Below are 20,288 nucleotides of genomic sequence, written 5' to 3' on the forward strand. Positions count from 1 at the left end.
GTCCAGTAATTAACTAATTAAATTTACTTTTAACTCAATAGCCCTAAAATAAAATAAAATACAGCAATTAATTTTATTACTGTTCAATAAATGAATAATGATAAAACCAAATAATCTATGTATTATTTAGATGCTCTTAATTAGACTTTATTTAACCCATCGAATAAAGACAAACAATAAAACACAAAAAACAAATAAATAACAAACAGATAGAAAAATAAAATGTAAAAAAAACCATTATTAGAAATAATTCAATAATAACCGCGATTTTATTGAGTTATTTCTAATAATTAAAATGCAAAAATCAGTTCAATGTTGAAAACGATTAGTTCTAAAAAATGTTTTTTATATTGAAATTAAATATAAAAATAGTAGCAGCTTAAAATAAGCACTATTATAGTAAAAAAAAACCCACAAAGTCGACTTTGTGGGTTTTAGATTTTTAACAAACATATTCCGTTTGCTAAATACCTTTATGTATTCTTTTCTTGCTCTTGCTTTTGTTGCTTTTCTTTTTCAAGAAGTTGGCGGTACCACAGCGGGTGGTGCTTTCTTGCCCAGCCACGGGTAACCCAACCTTCAACCATCGCACGAACTGAGCCTTTCACCCAGATTGCTGCGTAAGCGTGAACCACAATCATGATAATCAGCGCAATTGCAGAGAGCGAGTGAATAAGGATCGCCGCACGATAAACAGGGATTGGGAAGTAATCTGCGAAATAAGGACGCCACATGATCACTCCTGTGACCACCAGCGCCAATAAGCAGATAGTCACCACCCAATACACCCCTTTTTGACCGAGGTTATATTGGCCAACATCGCCCGCTTCTTCGTTTTTCAGTACTTTACCGATATTTTTTGCCCACTTGATATCTTCTTTATTAATGAAGTTATGGTGGAAATAACGGAAAAACATAAATACGAACAGCAAGAACATCGCCGTCCCCACGAATGGATGCAAAATTCGCGACAGCTGTGGCGTGCCTAAAATGTTCATAAACCAGTTTAGTGAAGGGAAAAAGAACCCTAGCCCACTGATTGCGGTGAACAAAAAGCAAATCACAACCGCCCAGTGATTGATCCTTTCAATCGGTTTATGGCGGATAATTTTGTCGTTATCATCTGGCATCATTTCTGATCCTCCCCTTCTTTTGATTTCGAAGTGTCAGATGACATTGCATTATGCAAATCTTCTAAAGCCTCTTCTTCATCTTTTTTGGAGACGCGGTTCGGACCAATACCCACATAGTGGAAGATGGCCGCCGCAAATGTTGCAGCAAAACCAACCGCTGCTAACGGCTTCCAGATACCTTTCCAGAAAGTCACTGTTGGGCTGATTGTCGGGTTCTCCGGCAATCCGTGATACAGCTGAGGTTTATCTGCATGGTGCAGAACGTACATCACGTGCGTACCACCAACACCTTCAGGGTCATATAAACCTGCGTTTGCATAACCACGTGTTTTCAGCTCATCAACACGCTCGCCAGCCATGTTAATCATGTCCTCTTTGCTACCAAAATGGATAGCGCCTGTTGGACAGGTTTTCACACATGCAGGTTCTTGACCAACTTCAACGCGGTCAACACACAGCGTACATTTGTATGCGCGGTTATCTTCTGGGTTGATACGCGGTACATCAAACGGGCAACCCGCGATACAATAACCACAACCAATACAGTGCTCTGATTGGAAATCAACGATACCGTTTTTGTACTGAACTATTGCACCTTCTGAAGGACACGCCTTCAGACAGCCCGGGTCAGCACAGTGCATACAGCCATCTTTACGGATCAGCCATTCAAATTTATCGTTCTCTTCCACTTCAGAGAAGCGCATTACCGTCCATGACTTAGCGGTTAAATCTGTTGGGTTATCATATACCCCAACGTTCGTGCCGATTTTGTCACGGATGTCGTTCCATTCGGAACACGCGACCTGACAAGCTTTACAGCCGATACAGGTCGTCACATCGATAAGCTTTGCAACTTCTTCCTTATAGTCCCGCACCTGAGGCGCGGGAGTCAGGGAATTGGTGGCAGAGCGACGAATAATGTCCTGAGATTGCATTGACATAATTTATCTCCTTACACCTTTTCCACATTGACAAGGAATGATTTAAATTCCGGTGTCTGAGTATTCGCATCACCCACATACGGGGTTAATGTGTTGGCAATAAAGCCTTTCACAGCCAAGCCTTCAAAGCCCCAGTGAATTGGAATACCGATAGTATCGATATCTTTTCCAGCCACTTTCAGCGTATGAATACGTTTGGTCACCACCGCTTTCGCTTTGATGTAACCACGTTTGGAGCTAACTTTCACCGTATCGCCTTGCTTGATACCTTTCTCATTCGCTAAACGTTCACCAATTTCAATGAACTGCTGTGGCTGAATGATGGCATTTAATAAGGCGTGTTTTGTCCAATAGTGGAAATGCTCGGTTAAGCGATAAGTCGTTCCCACGTAAGGAAATTCTGTCGCTTTACCCATTTGCGCCCAGTCGTCTTTAAATACGCGTGCAGCAGGGTTTGAGACCACATTTGGATGCAATGGATTCGTATCCAATGGCGTTTCAATCGGCTCGTAGTGCTCTGGGAATGGGCCTTCGGCCATTTTATCCAATGCAAATAGACGCCCCATCCCTTCTGGCTGCATGATAAACGGACCAACACCACTACCCGGTGCAGCATTGCTATAGTCAGGAATATCCATGCCTATCCATTTGCTGCCATTCCACTCGAGGATTTGGCGTTTTGGATCCCACGGTTTACCCATTGGGTCTGCCGATGCGCGGTTATAAATAACACGACGGTTCAGAGGCCATGCCCATGCCCAACCTAATGTGTTACCCAGACCCGTTGGGTCAGAGTTATCACGGTTGGCCATTTGGTTACCTTTTGGTGTCCAGCTACCTGCGAAAATCCAGCAACCACTTGCGGTCGTACCATCATCACGCAATTGAGCAAACGAGCTCAGCAATTCGCCTTTTTTCGCAATAACGTTGCCATCAGCATCTTTCAAGTCAACTAAGGCATAGCCATTGTTTTCTTGAGCAACTTCTTCTGGCGTTGGGTTATCACGGTCGAAGTAATTCCAAGTCATACTCAGAACTTGTTCAGGCACCGCACCACCTTCAGAGGCATACAGTTGGCGTAAACGATGGAAAATACCGGACAGGATTTCACCATCACTAATCGCTTCACCAGGGGCATCTGCGCCTTTCCAGTGCCACTGTAGCCAACGCGCTGAGTTAACAATCGAACCATTTTCTTCAGCAAAACAGCAAGATGGCAGACGGAATACGGTAGTTTGGATTTCTGCCGGGTTCACATCATTCATTTCACCGTGGTTTTGCCAGAAATTCGACGTTTCCGTATTCAATGGGTCAACGGTAATCAAGAATTTCAGTTTTGACAGCGACTTAACAACTTTATTTTTATTCGGGAATGAGGCTAATGGGTTAAAGCCTTGGCAAATATAGCCATTCACTTCACCCTTATCCATCATCTCGAAATAACGCAGCACATCGTAGCCTTGATCCCATTTCGGTAATAAATCAAAGCCCCAATTATTTTCTTTCTGCGCTTTATCGCCATAGAACGTCTTCATCAAACTAACAAAGAATTTCGGGTAGTTACCCCAATAGTTTACCTGACCTTCAACCGTCGCTTTTGGCGTGTTTGCAGCTAAGTAACTTTCTAATGTCGTTTGTTTGTCTGATGGTAAGGTTAAATAACCCGGCAAGCTTTGAGATAACAATCCTAAGTCAGTTAAACCTTGGATATTGGAGTGTCCACGCAGGGCATTTACACCACCACCTAACATCCCCATATTACCCAGCAGTAATTGGATCATCGCCATGGTACGGATATTTTGCGCACCCACGGTATGTTGAGTCCAACCTAATGCGTATAAGAACGAGGCGGTTTTATCTTTAGCGCTGGTTTCTGCAAGGTACTCACAGACTTGCAAGAAGTCTTTGATTGGCGTACCACAGATATTATTCACCACTTCAGGTGTATAACGGCTGACGTGCTCTTTTAATAGGTTTAACACACAGCGTGGGTGTTTCAGAGTTGGATCACGCAGCGCAAGGCCGTTTTCATCCATCTCATAGTTCCACGTGGTTTTATCGTATTGACGTTTTTCTTCGTCATAACCTGTAAACAGGCCATCATCAAACCCATAATCTTCACGAATAACTAAACTGGCGTTGGTATACGCTTCCACGTATTCACGCTGAATTTTTTCATTATCCAGTAAATATTTGATAACACCTGATAAAAACGCGATATCAGTCCCTGAACGGATAGGCGTGTAAAAATCCGCCACAGCCGCTGTACGGGTAAAGCGTGGGTCAATAACAATTAATTTGGCTTTATTATGGATTTTAGCTTCCATCGCCCAGCGGAAACCGACTGGATGCGCTTCTGCCGCATTACCACCCATAACGACAACTAGGTTTGCATTTTTAATGTCAACCCAGTGGTTGGTCATCGCACCGCGACCAAATGTTGGAGCAAGACTTGCTACCGTTGGTCCGTGTCAGACACGCGCTTGGTTATCAACGGCAAGCATGCCGAGAGCGCGGGTGAATTTTTGCGTTACAAATCCGCTTTCGTTACTACCAGCCGATGCGCACAGCATACCGGTGGTTAGCCAACGGTTAACCGTCACACCATCTTTATTTTTCTCAATAAAGTTCGCATCGCGGTCTTCTTTCATTAGCTTAGCGATACGATCAAATGCGTCGTTCCAAGTGATACGTTTCCACTCATTAGTACCAGGCTCACGCACTTCAGGGTATTTCAAGCGGCTTTCACTGTGGATAAAATCGATAAGTCCAGCACCTTTCGGACAAAGTGCACCACGGTTTACCGGATGATCCGGGTCCCCTTCAATATGGAAAATGCTCTCTTTAGCATTTTTCGCGCCATCACCGAGGCTGTACATCAACAGCCCACAGCCGACAGAACAGTAGGTACAGGTATTTCTGGTTTCCTTCGCACGCAGTAATTTATACTGGCGCGTTGACGCTAACGCGGTGGCGGGTGCAAAACCCAAGGCCGCTGCCGTCGTACCTGCCATACCGCCAGCGCAGATCTTAAAGAACTGCCTTCTGCTGACTTGCATGGGGATCTCCTCATTTACATTGCTCATGTTTACCTAACGTCAATCGCGATAATCAGGTAAACTCTTCTTATTCAACGTTATCCTTACGTATCCAGGTTCATTGCCTGGCAAATGGTGTAAATTCTTTTTACCCATAATTAATATTATGTATCATTAATGCTAGGAATTCATCTAATGCATGAAACAAATACTACAAATGACTCCAAATTAACCAAAATGATTGGCTTAAACCACACAACTGTGCAACAAAAAGGCAACCTTGATTTGCCCGTTAATGATTACGTTGCGGAAGAATATCCTGTCGCCTTAGTCTTTAATGGCATATCTCACGTGGTGATGATGGCAACGCCAAAAGATTTGGCGGATTTTGCTGTCGGGTTTGCCCTTTCGGAAGGAATAATACAGTCAGGTGATGAAATTCGTGGAATTGATATCGTTGAAGGCTGCAACCGCGGAATTGAAGTACAGGTTGAATTATCTATCCGCCGATTTATGGAACTCAAAGAACGTCGCCGTAATCTAGCAGGGCGTACGGGCTGTGGCATTTGTGGTACAGAGCAACTTGACGAAATTTTCAAACCGATCGCCCCTCTGCCTTTTACTCAAACTTTTTCTTTATCGCACCTCGATAATGCATTACATGAATTGAAAAAAGTGCAAGAAATTGGCGCACTGACGGGTTGTACCCACGCTGCCGCATGGATATCTCCAGAAGGGCAATTAGTCGGTGGATGTGAAGATGTCGGCCGTCATGTAGCACTTGATAAACTTTTGGGTATGAAACATCGCAACCAATGGCAACAAGGCGCAGTACTAGTTTCCAGCCGCGCGAGTTATGAGATGGTGCAAAAAGCCGCCAGTTGCGGTGCTGAAATCCTATTTGCCGTCTCTGCGGCTACCGCCCTCGCTATTGAGGTAGCAGAGAAAGCCAACTTAACGTTAGTTGGATTCTGTCGTCAGGGGAAAGCCACGGTGTTTACGCATGGGAGCCGGGTAAAAGATTAAAGGGACGCAATTAGTCCCAACCAAATAACCATTCATGTATACATGCAAAATCGCCATCACCACTCCTCTTTTATAATATTTGCACGCTATAGCGCGTGAAAATACGTTAATAACGTATGGCCCATAAAACAGTCAGTGCCATACTTTAGCAAGGTAAAGCTTATAAATACTTGTTTGCTAGAACTTAATAGCGAATTAAGGCAGGAAAAATGAAGGGGACTACGGATAAAAGCAAACCTACACGTAATACCGTGTAGGTTATAGGTGATACCGTATCACTTCCCAATACAAAAACTTGAGAAGATACGGCCTAATAAATCATCAGAGGTAAATTCACCGGTAATTTCACTAAGTTCCTGCTGAGCTAAACGCAATTCTTCTGCTAATAACTCACCGGAGCGAGCATTCACTAACTGGTCATAACCCTGTTCTAGGTGAACGGCGGCTGCATTTAGTGCTTGTAAATGGCGGCTACGTGCTAAGAAACCACCTTCTGTATTGCTGTTAAAGCCAATGGCTTCTTTTAGGTGATCGCGCAGCAAATCGATGCCTTTTTCTTCGCGTGCAGACAAACGAATTAACGGATAACGCGTATTATCAATAAACTCAACGGGTTCACCCGTCATATCCGCTTTGTTACGAATTACGGTGACCGGAAGGTCATCGGGTAAACGCGCCATAAATTCAGGCCAAATCTCTTGTGGTTCAGTTGCATCGGTTGTGGTGCTATCTACCATAAACAGCACGTGGTCCGCTTGTTCAATCTCTTTCCACGCACGTTCAATACCAATTCGCTCAACTTCATCACTGGCTTCACGCAGGCCTGCGGTATCAATGATATGCAAAGGCATACCATCAATGTGAATATGTTCACGCAACACATCACGCGTCGTACCCGCAATATCCGTGACAATCGCAGCTTCGCGACCCGCCAATGCATTTAACAAGCTCGATTTACCTGCATTTGGGCGCCCGGCAATCACCACTTTCATTCCTTCACGTAATAAACTGCCTTGGCGAGCTTGGGAACGAACTTGTTCTAAATCTGCCACGACTTCATTGAGTTTTGCTTCAATTTTACCGTCAGACAGGAAGTCAATTTCTTCATCAGGGAAATCAATCGCTGCTTCTACATAGATTCGCAAGTGAGTGAGTGCTTCCACCAATTGGTGAATATGGGAAGAAAATGCGCCCTGTAGGGAGTTCATTGCAGAACGAGCCGCTTGCTCTGAACTTGCATCAATCAAGTCAGCAATCGCCTCTGCTTGGGCTAAATCCAGCTTATCGTTTAAAAATGCACGCTCAGAGAACTCTCCCGGATTCGCAATGCGAATACCAGTAATCGTTAATATTCTTCTTAGCAATAAATCAAGAATAACTGGGCCGCCATGTCCTTGTAATTCAAGCACATCCTCACCCGTAAATGAATTTGGTCCAGGGAAGTAAAGTGCAATACCTTGGTCAAGAACAGCACCGTCCACATCACGAAATGGCAAGTAGTCCGCATAGCGCGGTTTAGGGAGTTTTCCCAGCACGATTTCAGCAACTTGTGCCGCTTTCGGGCCAGATACACGTAAAATACCGACACCACCACGACCGGGAGGTGTTGCCTGTGCGACGATAGTATCGTTGATTTGCATGATGTTTCTCTGTCATTCCTATAAAAAAATTAAGGCGGTCATTAAATGGCCGCCTTAATATTATATCGATAGCTGAGCAGAAGGCTCACCTAAAATTCAATTTATTTCTTTTCTTTCTTATCGCGACTGTGTAGACCACGTTTTTCCAGACCACGGTAAATCACCTGCTGCTGGATAATGGTTACTAAGTTACTCACGATATAATACAGCACCAGACCTGATGGGAACCACAGGAAGAAGATAGTGAACACGACTGGCATGTAAGTCATAATCTTCTGCTGCATTGGGTCAGTGACTGCAGTTGGTGACATTTTCTGGATCACAAACATCGTTACACCCATCAATACCGGTAGGATATAGTACGGGTCTTGTGCAGACAAGTCTTGGATCCAACCGAAGAATGGTGCGTGACGCAGTTCAACAGAACCCATCAACATATAGTAAAGTGCAAGGAAGATAGGCATTTGGATAAGCAGCGGTAAACAACCACCCAGTGGGTTTACTTTCTCTGCTTTATACATCGCCATCATTTCTTGGCTCATGCGTTGTTTGTCATCACCAATACGCTCACGCATTGCAGCCAGTTTAGGTTGCAGTAAACGCATTTTCGCCATCGAGGTGTACTGTGCTTTAGTCAGCGGGTACATAATACCACGAACGATAAAGGTGATAACGATGATGGCAATACCCCAGTTACCCACGAAACCGTGAATGAATTTCAACAGTTTGAACAGTGGCTGAGAGATAAACCATAACCAACCATAATCAACGGTTAAGTCTAAATGTGGTGCAACTGCGGCCATTTCAGACTGAATTTCAGGACCAACCCATAATGTTGATGAATAAGTACCTGCACCGTTAGCTGCGATAGTCATTGGTTCACTCTTATAACCAATGATGGCAGATTTTTTATCAAGGTCGATGGTATAGAAAGTGCTCTTTTCTGCACTTGCCGGGATCCACGCCGTTGCAAAATATTGTTGCAACATTGCCACCCAGCCACCTTTGGTGGTTAAGTCGAGGTTTTTATCTTCGATGTCGCCAAAGCTATATTTTTTATAGTTGTTTTCATCAGAAGAATACGCCGCACCACGATAGGTATGCAGAGCAAAATTGCTGCTGCCTGTATCACGCTCTTTCGGTAACTCGATAGTTTGTTTTAACTGACCGAAGAAAGCGAGACTCAGTGGTTGAGCGGTTGGGTTTTGAATACTGTATTCAACTTCAACAGTATATTGGCCACGCTTAACAATGTACGTTTTCTGATACACAACACCGTTGTTATCAGTAAATGTCATTGGTACGCGCAAGACATCTTGGCCTTTCTCTAATGTGAAAGTTGTAGAATCTGCGCTATACAGCGGACGTTCGCCATTATTATTTGCTGGGTTGTCTGGACCATGAAGACCAATTAAACCACTCTGTGCCTGGTAGACAAAGCCTGGATTAGTTTCCAGTAAACGGAAAGGGCTTTCCGAATGAAGGGTCGCAGGATAGGCTAACAGGTCAGCCTCATCGATATCACCACCACGAGTATTGATGCGTATATCCAGTACATCAGTCTTGACTGTGATGAGCTTACCTTGCCCACTGCCAGTTACGGCTTGAGCATCACTGCTTGGCATATCCGCTTGTTGCGAAGTTTGAACAGTTTTAACGTCCTGAGCAACTTTATCGCTCTCCCAGGCCTGCCAAACTAAGAACGACACGAACAACAAAGCGATGAGTAGAAGATTGCGTTGCGAATCCATCGTTATAATTCTCTATTATCATCAGTTTTTCTAGGTGGGACAGGATCATCTCCACCAGCGTGTAAAGGGTGGCATTTTAATACGCGTTTCGCCGTTAACCAACTCCCTTTTAGCATACCAAACCTGCGCAATGCCTCAATTCCGTAATTTGAACAAGTAGGATTGAAGCGACAACGAGGCCCTAACAACGGGCTAATTGCCAGTTGGTAGCCTCTGATCAGCATGATCAGGATTTTTGAGCCAAGCGACGATGACGACGCCATAACTTATCCAATGCTTCCGTGATCTGTTGATTGTCAAGATTGGCGACCCCTCTCCTTACCAATAACACAAAATCCATTGGAGGCAAGTCGTGTTGATGTAAACGAAAGTATTCACGCGCTAATCGTTTAATACGATTTCGCTCATGAGCTCGTTTAACATTTTTTTTAGCGATGGTAAGACCGATGCGGGGATGCCCCAGCTCGTTTAGGCGACCAAGGATTGTTATCTCTGGGGAACTCGCCCTCTGCGGCTGCTTAAAGACATTATCGAAATGCCTGGGAGTTAACAAACGTAACTCCCGGGTAAAAGCGAGCGTAACCACTTGAATAGAGGGCTAGCTTTATTACTTAGATGAAACGGTCAGACTAGAGCGGCCTTTCGCACGACGGCGAGCCAGAACTTGACGACCATTTTTAGTAGCCATACGAGCGCGGAAACCGTGTGAACGGTTGCGTTTCAGTACGGACGGTTGAAAAGTGCGTTTCATAACGATTTCTACCTAACTTTAAAATTTATTACTGATTCAGTAAACGCGTTGGCAACCAGTGAAAACTGATTTTACACCTGTGCCTCTATCGCAACAATATAGAAAGAGGCAGGATTGTAATAAAACATAGGGGGTCACGTCAATGAAATGACGCAATCAAACCACTTTTATTTATAGCCTGGCTGACCGGTTTGCCGACATATGTTGTGACAGCCGACGAATGATTACATTCGTATACTGACTGAAAACCTGCTTTTTGCCCCGCCCCGCCTAACATTAACGTTAAAATAGAGCGATATGACCGAACAAGTTTACCTCAGTTTCGTGTAAAAATCACATCTGTACTGTACACAGGGAGGAAGATTATACGGACTCCGCCCCAAAGCGCAAGGATCTTCAAGAGATCTAAAAATATTTTTTGATCATACAGAATATTTCCAGTAAATCGTCTAAAGTTATCCCCAGCATGTGGAAAAATGGCAGTAAATTAAGGTAGCCCAGTCTATTTCTTCTTTATAAGAGGTTCCTTATCACATTTACCTGTGGATAAAAAGCATAAAAACTGTGTAAAAGAATGGAGATCTCTGACTAATTTTGCGGTATGATCGCAGGTCTATTTCTGATCCATCGATCAGCGATATGCAGTAAGTAAGAGTTAACCTAAAACATTTTTGGGTCATTGCGATTAAACGTAAGCCCGAGAAAATTCTTTGTTTACATCCGTACTTCTTGTTCCATTGACCTTGTTTAGGGGAGTCCAACGTGTCACTTTCGCTTTGGCAGCAATGTCTTGCCCGATTGCAGGATGAACTACCTGCCACAGAATTCAGTATGTGGATACGCCCTCTTCAAGCTGAATTAAACGACAATACACTGGCACTTTATGCCCCAAATCGTTTCGTTCTCGACTGGGTTAGAGACAAGTACATCAATAATATCAATGAATTATTGAATGACTTTTGTGGAACTGACGCGCCTGCACTACACTTTGAGGTAGGCAATAAACCGATTACAGTCGCACCGGCAGCAGCACAAGCACGTACAGCTCAACAAGTACCTGCATTTGCCGTTCCGTCAGCCCCAATGAAACCGAGTTGGGACAATTCAGCCAAAGTACAGCCTGATGTTGCTTATCGTTCTAATGTAAACCCTAAGCACACTTTTGATAACTTTGTTGAAGGTAAATCGAACCAATTGGCTCGCGCTGCAGCGAGGCAGGTGGCAGAAAACCCGGGTGGTGCCTACAACCCATTATTTCTTTATGGTGGGACAGGTTTAGGTAAAACCCACTTATTACATGCTGTCGGCAATAGTATTATGCAGCATAAAGCCAACGCTCGCGTGGTTTATATGCACTCAGAACGTTTTGTTCAAGATATGGTCAAAGCTTTACAGAATAATGCCATTGAAGAATTTAAACGTTATTATCGTTCTGTTGATGCACTGCTTATTGACGATATCCAGTTTTTTGCTAACAAAGAGCGCTCACAAGAAGAGTTTTTCCATACTTTTAATGCGCTACTTGAAGGTAATCAACAAATTATTTTGACCTCCGACCGTTATCCAAAAGAAATTAACGGTGTGGAAGATCGCTTAAAATCGCGTTTTGGCTGGGGCCTAACCGTCGCAATCGAACCACCAGAGCTAGAAACTCGAGTCGCGATTTTAATGAAAAAAGCAGATGAAAATGAGATTCAACTTCCGGGTGAAGTGGCCTTTTTCATCGCCAAACGCCTTCGCTCGAACGTTCGTGAGCTAGAAGGGGCGTTAAACCGCGTGATTGCCAACGCTAACTTTACTGGCCGGGCGATTACTATCGATTTTGTCAGAGAAGCACTGCGTGACTTATTAGCACTACAAGAAAAGCTGGTAACTATTGATAATATTCAAAAAACAGTTGCTGAATATTATAAAATTAAGGTAGCAGATTTACTGTCTAAGCGCCGTTCTCGTTCTGTCGCACGTCCGCGTCAAATGGCAATGGCACTAGCAAAAGAGCTGACTAACCATAGTTTACCTGAAATCGGGGATGCCTTTGGCGGCCGTGACCATACCACGGTGTTACATGCTTGTCGTAAAATTGAACAATTACGGGAAGAAAGCCATGACATCAAAGAAGATTTTTCTAATTTAATCAGAACATTATCATCTTAATTGCTATGAAATTTACAATAGAACGCGAGCAGTTATTAAAACCGTTGCAACAGGTTAGTGGTCCTTTAGGTGGGCGTCCAACTCTGCCTATTTTAGGTAACCTTTTATTACAGGTAAAAGAAGGCACCCTCCAACTCACTGGAACCGACCTTGAAATGGAGATGATGGCCAATGTTGCCCTAACAGGGGAGCATGAAATTGGCGCAACCACCGTGCCCGCACGCAAGTTTTTTGATATCTGGCGTGGGTTACCTGAAGGTTCTGAAATTCATGTAGAGCTGAATGATGACAGACTGCTCGTCCGCTCTGGGCGTAGCCGCTTCTCATTATCCACTTTACCCGCTGCTGATTTTCCAAACCTGGATGATTGGCAAAGCGAAGTGGAATTTTCTCTTCCGCAATCAATACTGAAACGTTTAATTGAAGCTACTCAGTTTTCAATGGCGCACCAAGATGTCCGTTATTACCTCAACGGCATGCTATTTGAAACCGAAGACCAAATGCTCAGAACCGTTTCAACCGATGGACACAGGCTAGCAGTCTGTTCGATGGATATTGGTCAATCGCTACCCTCTCACTCAGTGATAGTGCCTCGTAAAGGGGTTATTGAGCTAATGCGTTTGTTAGATGGCGGTGATACCCCTCTACAACTGCAAATTGGTAGTAATAATATTCGTGCTCACGTTGGGGATTTTATCTTTACCTCTAAATTGGTTGATGGCCGTTTCCCTGATTACCGTCGCGTATTACCCAAAAACCCAGACAAAACCTTAGAAGCTCGCTGTGATTTACTCAAACAAGCTTTTTCTCGCGCGGCTATTTTATCGAATGAGAAATTCCGCGGTGTGCGCTTGTATTTCAGTGAAAACCAATTGCGCATTACGGCCAATAACCCAGAACAAGAAGAAGCCGAAGAAATTGTTGATGTAAGCTACCAAGGTACTGAGATGGAAATTGGCTTTAACGTCAGCTACATCTTAGATGTCTTAAATGCGCTAAAAAGTGAAAACGTGCAACTTCTGTTAACCGACGCTGTTTCCAGTGTGCAGATTGAAGACGCTGATAGTAAAGCAGCGGTGTATGTTGTCATGCCAATGCGTTTGTAATCGGTATTTATGATCCTTTCGCGTTTATTGATCCGTGATTTTCGAAATATTGAAAACGCGGATCTCTCCCTTGCTAATGGGTTCAATTTTTTAATTGGCCCCAATGGGAGCGGTAAAACCAGTATACTGGAAGCCATATATACACTCGGTCATGGCCGTGCCTTTCGCAGCATTCAAGCGAACCGAGTTATTCGCCATGAGCAAGAACAATTTATTCTTCATGGTAAACTGAGCCATTTAGATGAACAGCGAAACGACCTTTCATTAGGTTTAAGCAAAAACCGCGATGGTGACAGTAAAGTCCGAATAGACGGCACTGATGGCCATAAAATTGCAGAACTAGCAAAATTATTGCCAATGCAACTGATTACCCCTGAAGGGTTTACCTTGCTAAATGGCGGCCCGAAATATCGACGTGCTTTTATTGATTGGGGTTGTTTTCACAATGACCCGCTGTTTTTTTCAGTGTGGTCAGATTTAAAACGGTTATTAAAGCAACGCAATGCCGCTTTACGGCAAGTCACTCGTTATGAGCAAATTCGTCATTGGGACACACAACTGGCACCGCTTTCCGAGCAAATAAGCCAATGGCGCCATGACTATATTGCAGGTATTGCTGAAAATATTGAGCAAACTTGCCAACAATTTTTACCCGAATTTTCACTCTCGGTATCCTTCCAACGTGGTTGGGATAAAGAAATTGATTATTCAGAACAATTAGAGCGCCAATTTGAGCGTGATAGAGCACTAACCTATACTGCTTCAGGGCCACATAAAGCGGATTTGCGTATTCGAGCAAATGGAACCCCTGTTGAAGATATGCTTTCGCGGGGTCAATTGAAGCTGCTTATGTGTGCATTACGGTTAGCGCAGGGTGAGTTTTTCACCCGTCAGAGCGGGCAACAATGCCTGTATCTACTGGATGATTTTGCTTCTGAACTTGATGCCGGCCGTCGCCAATTACTGGCAACCCGTCTCAAAGCTACACAAGCACAAGTGTTTGTCAGTGCCATTACACCTGAGCAAGTTAATGATATGATAGATGCAAATAGCAAGATGTTTAGTGTAGAACATGGCAAAATAGAAGTTCAACCTCAGGAATAGAAAGAGCAGGAAACGTTGATGTCGAATACATATGACTCCTCAAGTATCAAGGTATTAAAAGGACTAGATGCGGTGCGTAAGCGCCCAGGCATGTATATCGGTGATACAGACGATGGAACAGGTCTTCATCACATGGTTTTCGAGGTTGTCGACAACGCTATCGACGAAGCCCTCGCAGGCTTTTGTGATGATATCGTGATCACTATCCATGCCGATAACTCTATCTCCGTACAGGATGATGGACGTGGTATCCCTACTGGTATCCACGAAGAAGAAGGCGTCTCTGCCGCAGAGGTTATCATGACCGTTCTGCACGCAGGGGGTAAATTTGATGACAACTCCTATAAAGTCTCCGGTGGTTTGCACGGTGTTGGGGTTTCCGTTGTTAACGCCTTATCTGAAAAATTAGAATTAGTTATCCGTCGCGATGGCAAAGTTCATGAGCAAATCTACAAACATGGTGAGCCTCAAGGGCCTCTGACTGTTGTCGGCGAAACCGACCAAACAGGAACCCGCGTTCGTTTTTGGCCAAGTATGGACACTTTTAAAGGTGTCACTGAATTTGAATATGACGTCTTAGCAAAACGCTTACGTGAGTTATCATTCTTAAACTCCGGTGTTTCTATCAAGCTCATTGATAAACGTGATGGCAAAGAAGACCATTTCCATTATGAAGGCGGCATTAAAGCCTTTGTTGAGTATTTAAGCCGTAACAAAACCCCTATCCACCCTTCTGTCTTTTATTTTTCAACTGAAAAAGACAGTATTGGCGTTGAAGTTTCAATGCAGTGGAATGATGGTTTCCAAGAAAACGTATACTGCTTCACCAATAACATTCCTCAGCGCGATGGGGGGACTCACCTCGCTGGTTTCCGTGCAGCAATGACGCGTACATTGAATAACTACATGGAAAAAGAAGGCTATCAGAAGAAAAGCAAAGTCAACGCAACCGGTGACGATGCACGTGAAGGCCTGATTGCGGTTATTTCAGTAAAAGTTCCAGATCCTAAATTCTCATCACAAACCAAAGAAAAATTGGTCTCTTCCGAAGTGAAAACAGCGGTTGAAACAATCATGAATGAGAAATTAGTTGAATATTTACTGGAAAACCCGAACGATGCAAAAATCGTTGTCGGTAAAATCATTGATGCAGCACGCGCACGCGAAGCAGCACGTAAAGCCCGTGAAATGACACGTCGTAAAGGCGCGTTAGACTTAGCTGGCTTACCGGGTAAATTGGCTGACTGCCAAGAACGCGACCCTGCGCTATCTGAACTGTACCTTGTGGAAGGGGACTCCGCGGGCGGCTCTGCAAAACAGGGCCGTAACCGTAAGAACCAAGCAATTTTGCCACTGAAAGGTAAAATTCTAAACGTAGAAAAAGCGCGTTTTGATAAAATGCTATCTTCACAAGAAGTGGCAACCCTGATCACCGCATTAGGCTGTGGTATTGGTCGTGATGAATATAACCCAGACAAACTGCGTTATCATAGCATCATTATCATGACGGATGCGGACGTCGATGGTTCGCACATTCGTACACTACTATTGACCTTCTTCTACCGCCAAATGCCTGAAATCGTTGAACGTGGTCATATCTTTATCGCTCAACCACCACTGTATAAAGTGAAACGTGGTAAACAAGAGCAATATATTAAAGATGACGATGCAATGGACGATTACCTGATTTCTATCGCTCTTGATGGCGCGGAACTGCATTTAAGTGCCGAAGCCCCAGCCATGAAAGGCGAAGAACTCGAAAAACTGGTTGTCGAATATAATGCTGCACACCGTATTATTCGTCGCCTCGAGCGCCTGTACCCTCAAGCTCTACTTAACAGCTTGGTTTATCAGTCAACCTTAACTGAAGATGACTTAAAAGCCAGCGAGAAAGTAGAAGAGTGGGCAAAAACACTGGTTAAACGCTTAGAAGATAACGAGCAATTCGGTAGCACTTACAGCTATACCGTTAACGAAAACCGTGAGCGTCAATTATTCGAGCCAACTATCCGTATTCGCACCCATGGTGTTGATACCGACTACAATCTCGATTTTGACTTCGTTCATGGCAGTGAGTACCGCCGCATTACTCATTTAGGTGATTTAATCAGTGGCTTAATTGAAGAAGGTGCTTACATCAAGCGTGGTGAGCGTCGTCAAGATATCGATAACTTTGAAGAAGCTTTGACTTGGTTAACGCGTGAGTCACGTCGCGGCCTATACGTACAGCGTTATAAAGGTCTTGGTGAAATGAACCCAGAACAACTTTGGGAAACCACCATGAACCCTGAGACGCGCCGTATGATGCGTGTAACAGTGAAAGATGCGATCGCAACCGACTTACTATTCACCACATTAATGGGTGATGCTGTTGAGCCACGTCGTGCATTTATCGAAGAAAATGCCCTAAAAGCAGCGAATATTGATATTTAATTATTCAGCTAACTGAATAATATTTAATAACCCCATACGAAAGTTTGGGGTTATTTTTTTATAATTATTTTTTTATAGTTATTATTTTACTTTCACCATTTAATCAAACCAGTAGTAAAAAAATAAAAAAATAAAACCCGTCAATAGAAAACCACATTATAAAAAATAAAACAATTTAAAATAAAGCTTATCACTTTAATTAATAACGATTTTTTATTTTTAAAACTGTCATAAAAGATAAATATATTATAAATAAACTCCGCCAAATGAAATTTTCACCAATAGCATCGGCGGGATTACAATGAGAAAAACCTTTATATCAGTATCAATAACTTTATTACCATTCATATTCACAAATACTCTAATAGCAAAAAATCATATTTTAGAATTAGAGAAAAACATTATCGATACAAGAAATACATGGCTTGAGGATATAAAACACAATGTTATTAATAATACCCCTAAAGAAGGCAGCGAAGTTGCTGAGCAAGATAGGCTTATTAGCAATGAATACATCAATATCACAGGTGAAAGAAAAAATTTAGCACACGCAGATAAATCCCAAAGCTCAGATTATTTATTTAACAGTTATCAAACGATACTGTTTGGCGAACAGGATATTAATATAAAAGACCATAAACAATATAAAGAAATCCGTTCGTTACATGATACAAGCACTCGTGCTTATGATGAAAAAAAACAACGTACTAGGTCGATTGATTTTATTCTAAAAGACCATTTTAAGCGTGGTCGTCCTTACCAAGTATTGGATGACGAAGGTCATTATATTGCAGGTTATTCACATATACAGGGCTCATCTTACCCTAGCGGCCATACGTGGAATGGTTTTAAGCAAGCAGCAGTATTGGCGATGATTTTCCCCGAAAAAGGCAGTGAAACGTTCAACCGAGCGATTGAATACGGTGAAAGCCGCGTGATTGTTGGCGCACACTTCGCTACCGATACCATCGCTTCTCGTGTAGGTAATTATTATTTATTATCACAGCTGCTATCCGATGAAAAAAACAGCAAATTCATTGTTGAGTCGGCTAAAAATATTCGTACAGATATTTCATCGTCATGTTCAAATAACAGTCAAAATTGTCTAACCGTATCTAACCCTATAACCAATGACCATATTGGTTACTATGGAAAAAAAGAAACGCAAAAGATATCTATGATCGAGCCTAAAAATATACCTAAAACGGCGGGTTATTTACTTCGATTACGCTTCCCATACTTGAATAAAACACAGTGGAACAATATTTTAGCCAGCACTGCGTATCCAAGCCAATCAATTGCGGGTTGGAATATTAAAGAAAATGATCCAAATAGCTATTGGGGGTTAATTAACTTACCTGCGGCTCATCATGGCCCCTCCTATTTATATGAAAACTTTATCGTCAATCAAGACGTTAATGACTTTGATATTGCTAATTTCGGTAAACTAGATGAATGGAAAAATAATATTCAAGGTACGGGAAAGTTAACGAAACAAGGCCAAGGGACATTAGTATTATCTGGCAACAATACCTTCGCAGGCTTTACAGTAAACAAAGGCCATTTAGTCTTAACGGGTGAGAATAAATACTCGCAAAAATCCCATATAAATGGCGGAACGGTTACCCTTAAAAAACACTTAGATTCCGCAGTTGATGTCCAGAAAGGAACGTTAGTCTTAGATGACGGAAAAATCGGTGCTTCGGTGAATATTAACCACCACGGTTTACTGACGGGCAATGGGAGCATTCGACAATTAACCGCTAACCAAGGTGCAGTTGTTGCACCCGGTCACTCAATTGGCACAATTAACATCATTGATTCCGTAACTTTTGCACCCAACAGCCATTATTTGGTTGAAATCAATTCAGCAGGTAAAAATGATAAAGTCATCAGCCAAGGCTCAGCTTTATTAAAGGGTGGTACCGTCAGTGTCACGCTTGAAAATCAAAATAACCCGCTTTCTAAGCAAGATATCAACCAGTTATTTGATACACAATATACGATATTAAGCGCTCAAAAGGGGATTGATGGCCAATTTGATGCTGTTGTGCCTAATTACCAGTTTATTGGAACGACACTAAATTACACCCCCAAAGAGGTTACACTTAAGGTAGGGCGCAATAACACTGCATTTTCCAGTGCCGCAGCAACGCAAAACCAAACCGCTGTGGCTAACGCCATTGAAACGCTTCCTACGCACCATGCTCTCTATAACCAAACGTTAAAAAGCCAAACAAAACAACAAGCTCAAGCGATATTTCGCAATGTCACCGGGCAAATATACGCTGACCTATTATCCAATCAAATAAATAATAGCCGTCAGATTAAAGAAACAGTACTTGAACAAGCTCGCTTGTCTGGATCATGGAGTAGCGAAAGCAAAGGCAATGTATGGGTCAAAATGCTCTATGATTGGGATAAAACGACTGGTGATAACAATGCCACTGGGTATAAGTCATCAAATTATGGTCTATTGCTTGGGGCAAATCGACGTTTTATCAATGAAAAAATGACATTGGGTATCGCGGCAGGGTTTAGTCAAAGCACCTTATCTAGCGACCTAGACCACGGTAACAGTAACAACTACCATGCCGCCATTTATGGTAGCGCTTTATGGCAACCTATCGCGGTTCGTGCTGGGCTCGGTCACACTTCACATCTTATTCATACCGAACGCTCAATCAGTGATGGCACAAGTCACTCAGCGAGCTATTATACCAACACACATCAAGCTTTTATGGAGCTGGCCTATCCAATTAACTCAAATGGGATAAATATTGAGCCATTCACCAATCTCACTTATATCAGCGCAATGAATCATGCTATTAATGAAAACATCAACAACACATCACTACAGGCACGTAAACAGCGCATCAGTACAACGTTATCTACCCTTGGGCTACGCCTTGATAACCAATGGAAATTGAGTAAAACATCAAATATCGGTTTACACGGTGAGCTTAATTATCAATACCAATATGGGAATTTAAATAGAGGGATAAAATTGAATTTTACTGATACCGCGAGCTCATTTACAACACATAGTGTTCCTGCATCACGCCATGGTGTCGCATTAAAAATCGGTACTGATATCAATATAAAAGAAAATACTAAGCTATCAATTAATTATAATAAATTTTTATCAAAAAATTATAGCGATAACAATATTGATGCCAAAATTGCGGTAAGTTTCTAACTCAATATTTTA

14 protein-coding genes are annotated in these 20,288 nt (G+C 42.8%); 6 read left to right on the top strand and 8 right to left on the bottom strand.

The window, feature by feature from the left end; all coding sequences use genetic code 11:
- Positions 1-473 precede the first annotated feature (473 nt).
- The 3 genes from fdoI to fdnG are packed head-to-tail and all read right to left on the bottom strand — an operon-like array spanning position 474 to position 5,133.
- Positions 474-1,133, bottom strand: coding sequence for a formate dehydrogenase cytochrome b556 subunit (gene fdoI, locus PSF67_RS12215; protein ID WP_102140042.1), 660 nt, complete (start codon positions 1,131-1,133; stop codon positions 474-476).
- Positions 1,130-2,074, bottom strand: a complete 945-nt coding sequence (fdxH, locus tag PSF67_RS12220; RefSeq protein WP_102140043.1) for a formate dehydrogenase subunit beta — start codon at positions 2,072-2,074, stop codon at positions 1,130-1,132. The genes fdoI and fdxH overlap by 4 nt, the downstream gene beginning before the upstream one ends.
- 11 nt (positions 2,075-2,085) lie before the next feature.
- Entirely contained in the window at positions 2,086-5,133 is a 3,048-nt protein-coding gene (gene fdnG, locus PSF67_RS12225) for a formate dehydrogenase-N subunit alpha (protein ID WP_102140044.1), read from the bottom strand.
- Positions 5,134-5,307: 174 nt separating this feature from the next.
- On the opposite strand from fdnG, the gene fdhD reads away from it, so the two are divergent.
- Positions 5,308-6,138, top strand: coding sequence for a formate dehydrogenase accessory sulfurtransferase FdhD (fdhD, locus tag PSF67_RS12230; RefSeq protein ID WP_272677003.1), 831 nt, complete (start codon positions 5,308-5,310; stop codon positions 6,136-6,138).
- 275 nt (positions 6,139-6,413) lie between these two features.
- On the opposite strand, the gene mnmE is transcribed toward fdhD, so the two are convergent.
- The 5 genes from mnmE to rpmH all read right to left on the bottom strand — a co-directional run bounded on the left by mnmE (position 6,414) and on the right by rpmH (position 10,280).
- A complete protein-coding gene (gene mnmE / locus PSF67_RS12235; protein WP_195697954.1) occupies positions 6,414-7,778 on the bottom strand; it encodes a tRNA uridine-5-carboxymethylaminomethyl(34) synthesis GTPase MnmE in 1,365 nt (454 codons plus the stop codon).
- Between the two features lie 101 nt (positions 7,779-7,879).
- On the bottom strand, positions 7,880-9,529 hold the full coding sequence (gene yidC / locus PSF67_RS12240) for a membrane protein insertase YidC (RefSeq protein ID WP_004906225.1): 1,650 nt from the start codon (positions 9,527-9,529) through the stop codon (positions 7,880-7,882).
- A 2-nt stretch (positions 9,530-9,531) separates the two neighbouring features.
- On the bottom strand, positions 9,532-9,792 hold the full coding sequence (gene yidD, locus PSF67_RS12245; protein ID WP_102140049.1) for a membrane protein insertion efficiency factor YidD: 261 nt from the start codon (positions 9,790-9,792) through the stop codon (positions 9,532-9,534).
- Positions 9,756-10,115, bottom strand: a complete 360-nt coding sequence (rnpA, locus tag PSF67_RS12250; RefSeq protein WP_102140050.1) for a ribonuclease P protein component — start codon at positions 10,113-10,115, stop codon at positions 9,756-9,758. The genes yidD and rnpA overlap by 37 nt, the downstream gene beginning before the upstream one ends.
- A 21-nt stretch (positions 10,116-10,136) precedes the next feature.
- The gene (gene rpmH / locus PSF67_RS12255; protein ID WP_042846776.1) at positions 10,137-10,280 is read right to left on the bottom strand and encodes a 50S ribosomal protein L34; all 144 of its coding nucleotides are present in this window, start codon (positions 10,278-10,280) and stop codon (positions 10,137-10,139) included.
- 762 nt (positions 10,281-11,042) lie between these two features.
- Between rpmH and dnaA the strand changes: the two genes are divergently transcribed.
- The 5 genes from dnaA (at position 11,043) to PSF67_RS12280 (ending at position 20,276) form a co-directional block, all read left to right on the top strand.
- Positions 11,043-12,434, top strand: a complete 1,392-nt coding sequence (gene dnaA / locus PSF67_RS12260) for a chromosomal replication initiator protein DnaA (protein ID WP_102140051.1) — start codon at positions 11,043-11,045, stop codon at positions 12,432-12,434.
- A gap of 5 nt (positions 12,435-12,439) precedes the next feature.
- Positions 12,440-13,540 carry a DNA polymerase III subunit beta gene (gene dnaN, locus PSF67_RS12265; RefSeq protein ID WP_102140052.1) on the top strand — a complete coding sequence of 367 codons (1,101 nt, stop codon included), beginning with the start codon at positions 12,440-12,442 and terminating at the stop codon, positions 13,538-13,540.
- Positions 13,541-13,549: 9 nt separating this feature from the next.
- A complete protein-coding gene (gene recF, locus PSF67_RS12270) occupies positions 13,550-14,644 on the top strand; it encodes a DNA replication/repair protein RecF (protein WP_102140053.1) in 1,095 nt (364 codons plus the stop codon).
- Between the two features lie 18 nt (positions 14,645-14,662).
- Positions 14,663-17,077, top strand: a complete 2,415-nt coding sequence (gene gyrB / locus PSF67_RS12275) for a DNA topoisomerase (ATP-hydrolyzing) subunit B (protein ID WP_272677004.1) — start codon at positions 14,663-14,665, stop codon at positions 17,075-17,077.
- A gap of 301 nt (positions 17,078-17,378) precedes the next feature.
- Positions 17,379-20,276 (top strand): autotransporter domain-containing protein, encoded by a 2,898-nt coding sequence (locus PSF67_RS12280; protein ID WP_272677005.1) that lies wholly within the window; start codon positions 17,379-17,381, stop codon positions 20,274-20,276.
- Positions 20,277-20,288 lie beyond the last annotated feature (12 nt).

It is taken from the genome of Providencia sp. PROV076 (assembly GCF_028483405.1).
Lineage (GTDB): Bacteria > Pseudomonadota > Gammaproteobacteria > Enterobacterales > Enterobacteriaceae > Providencia > Providencia huaxiensis.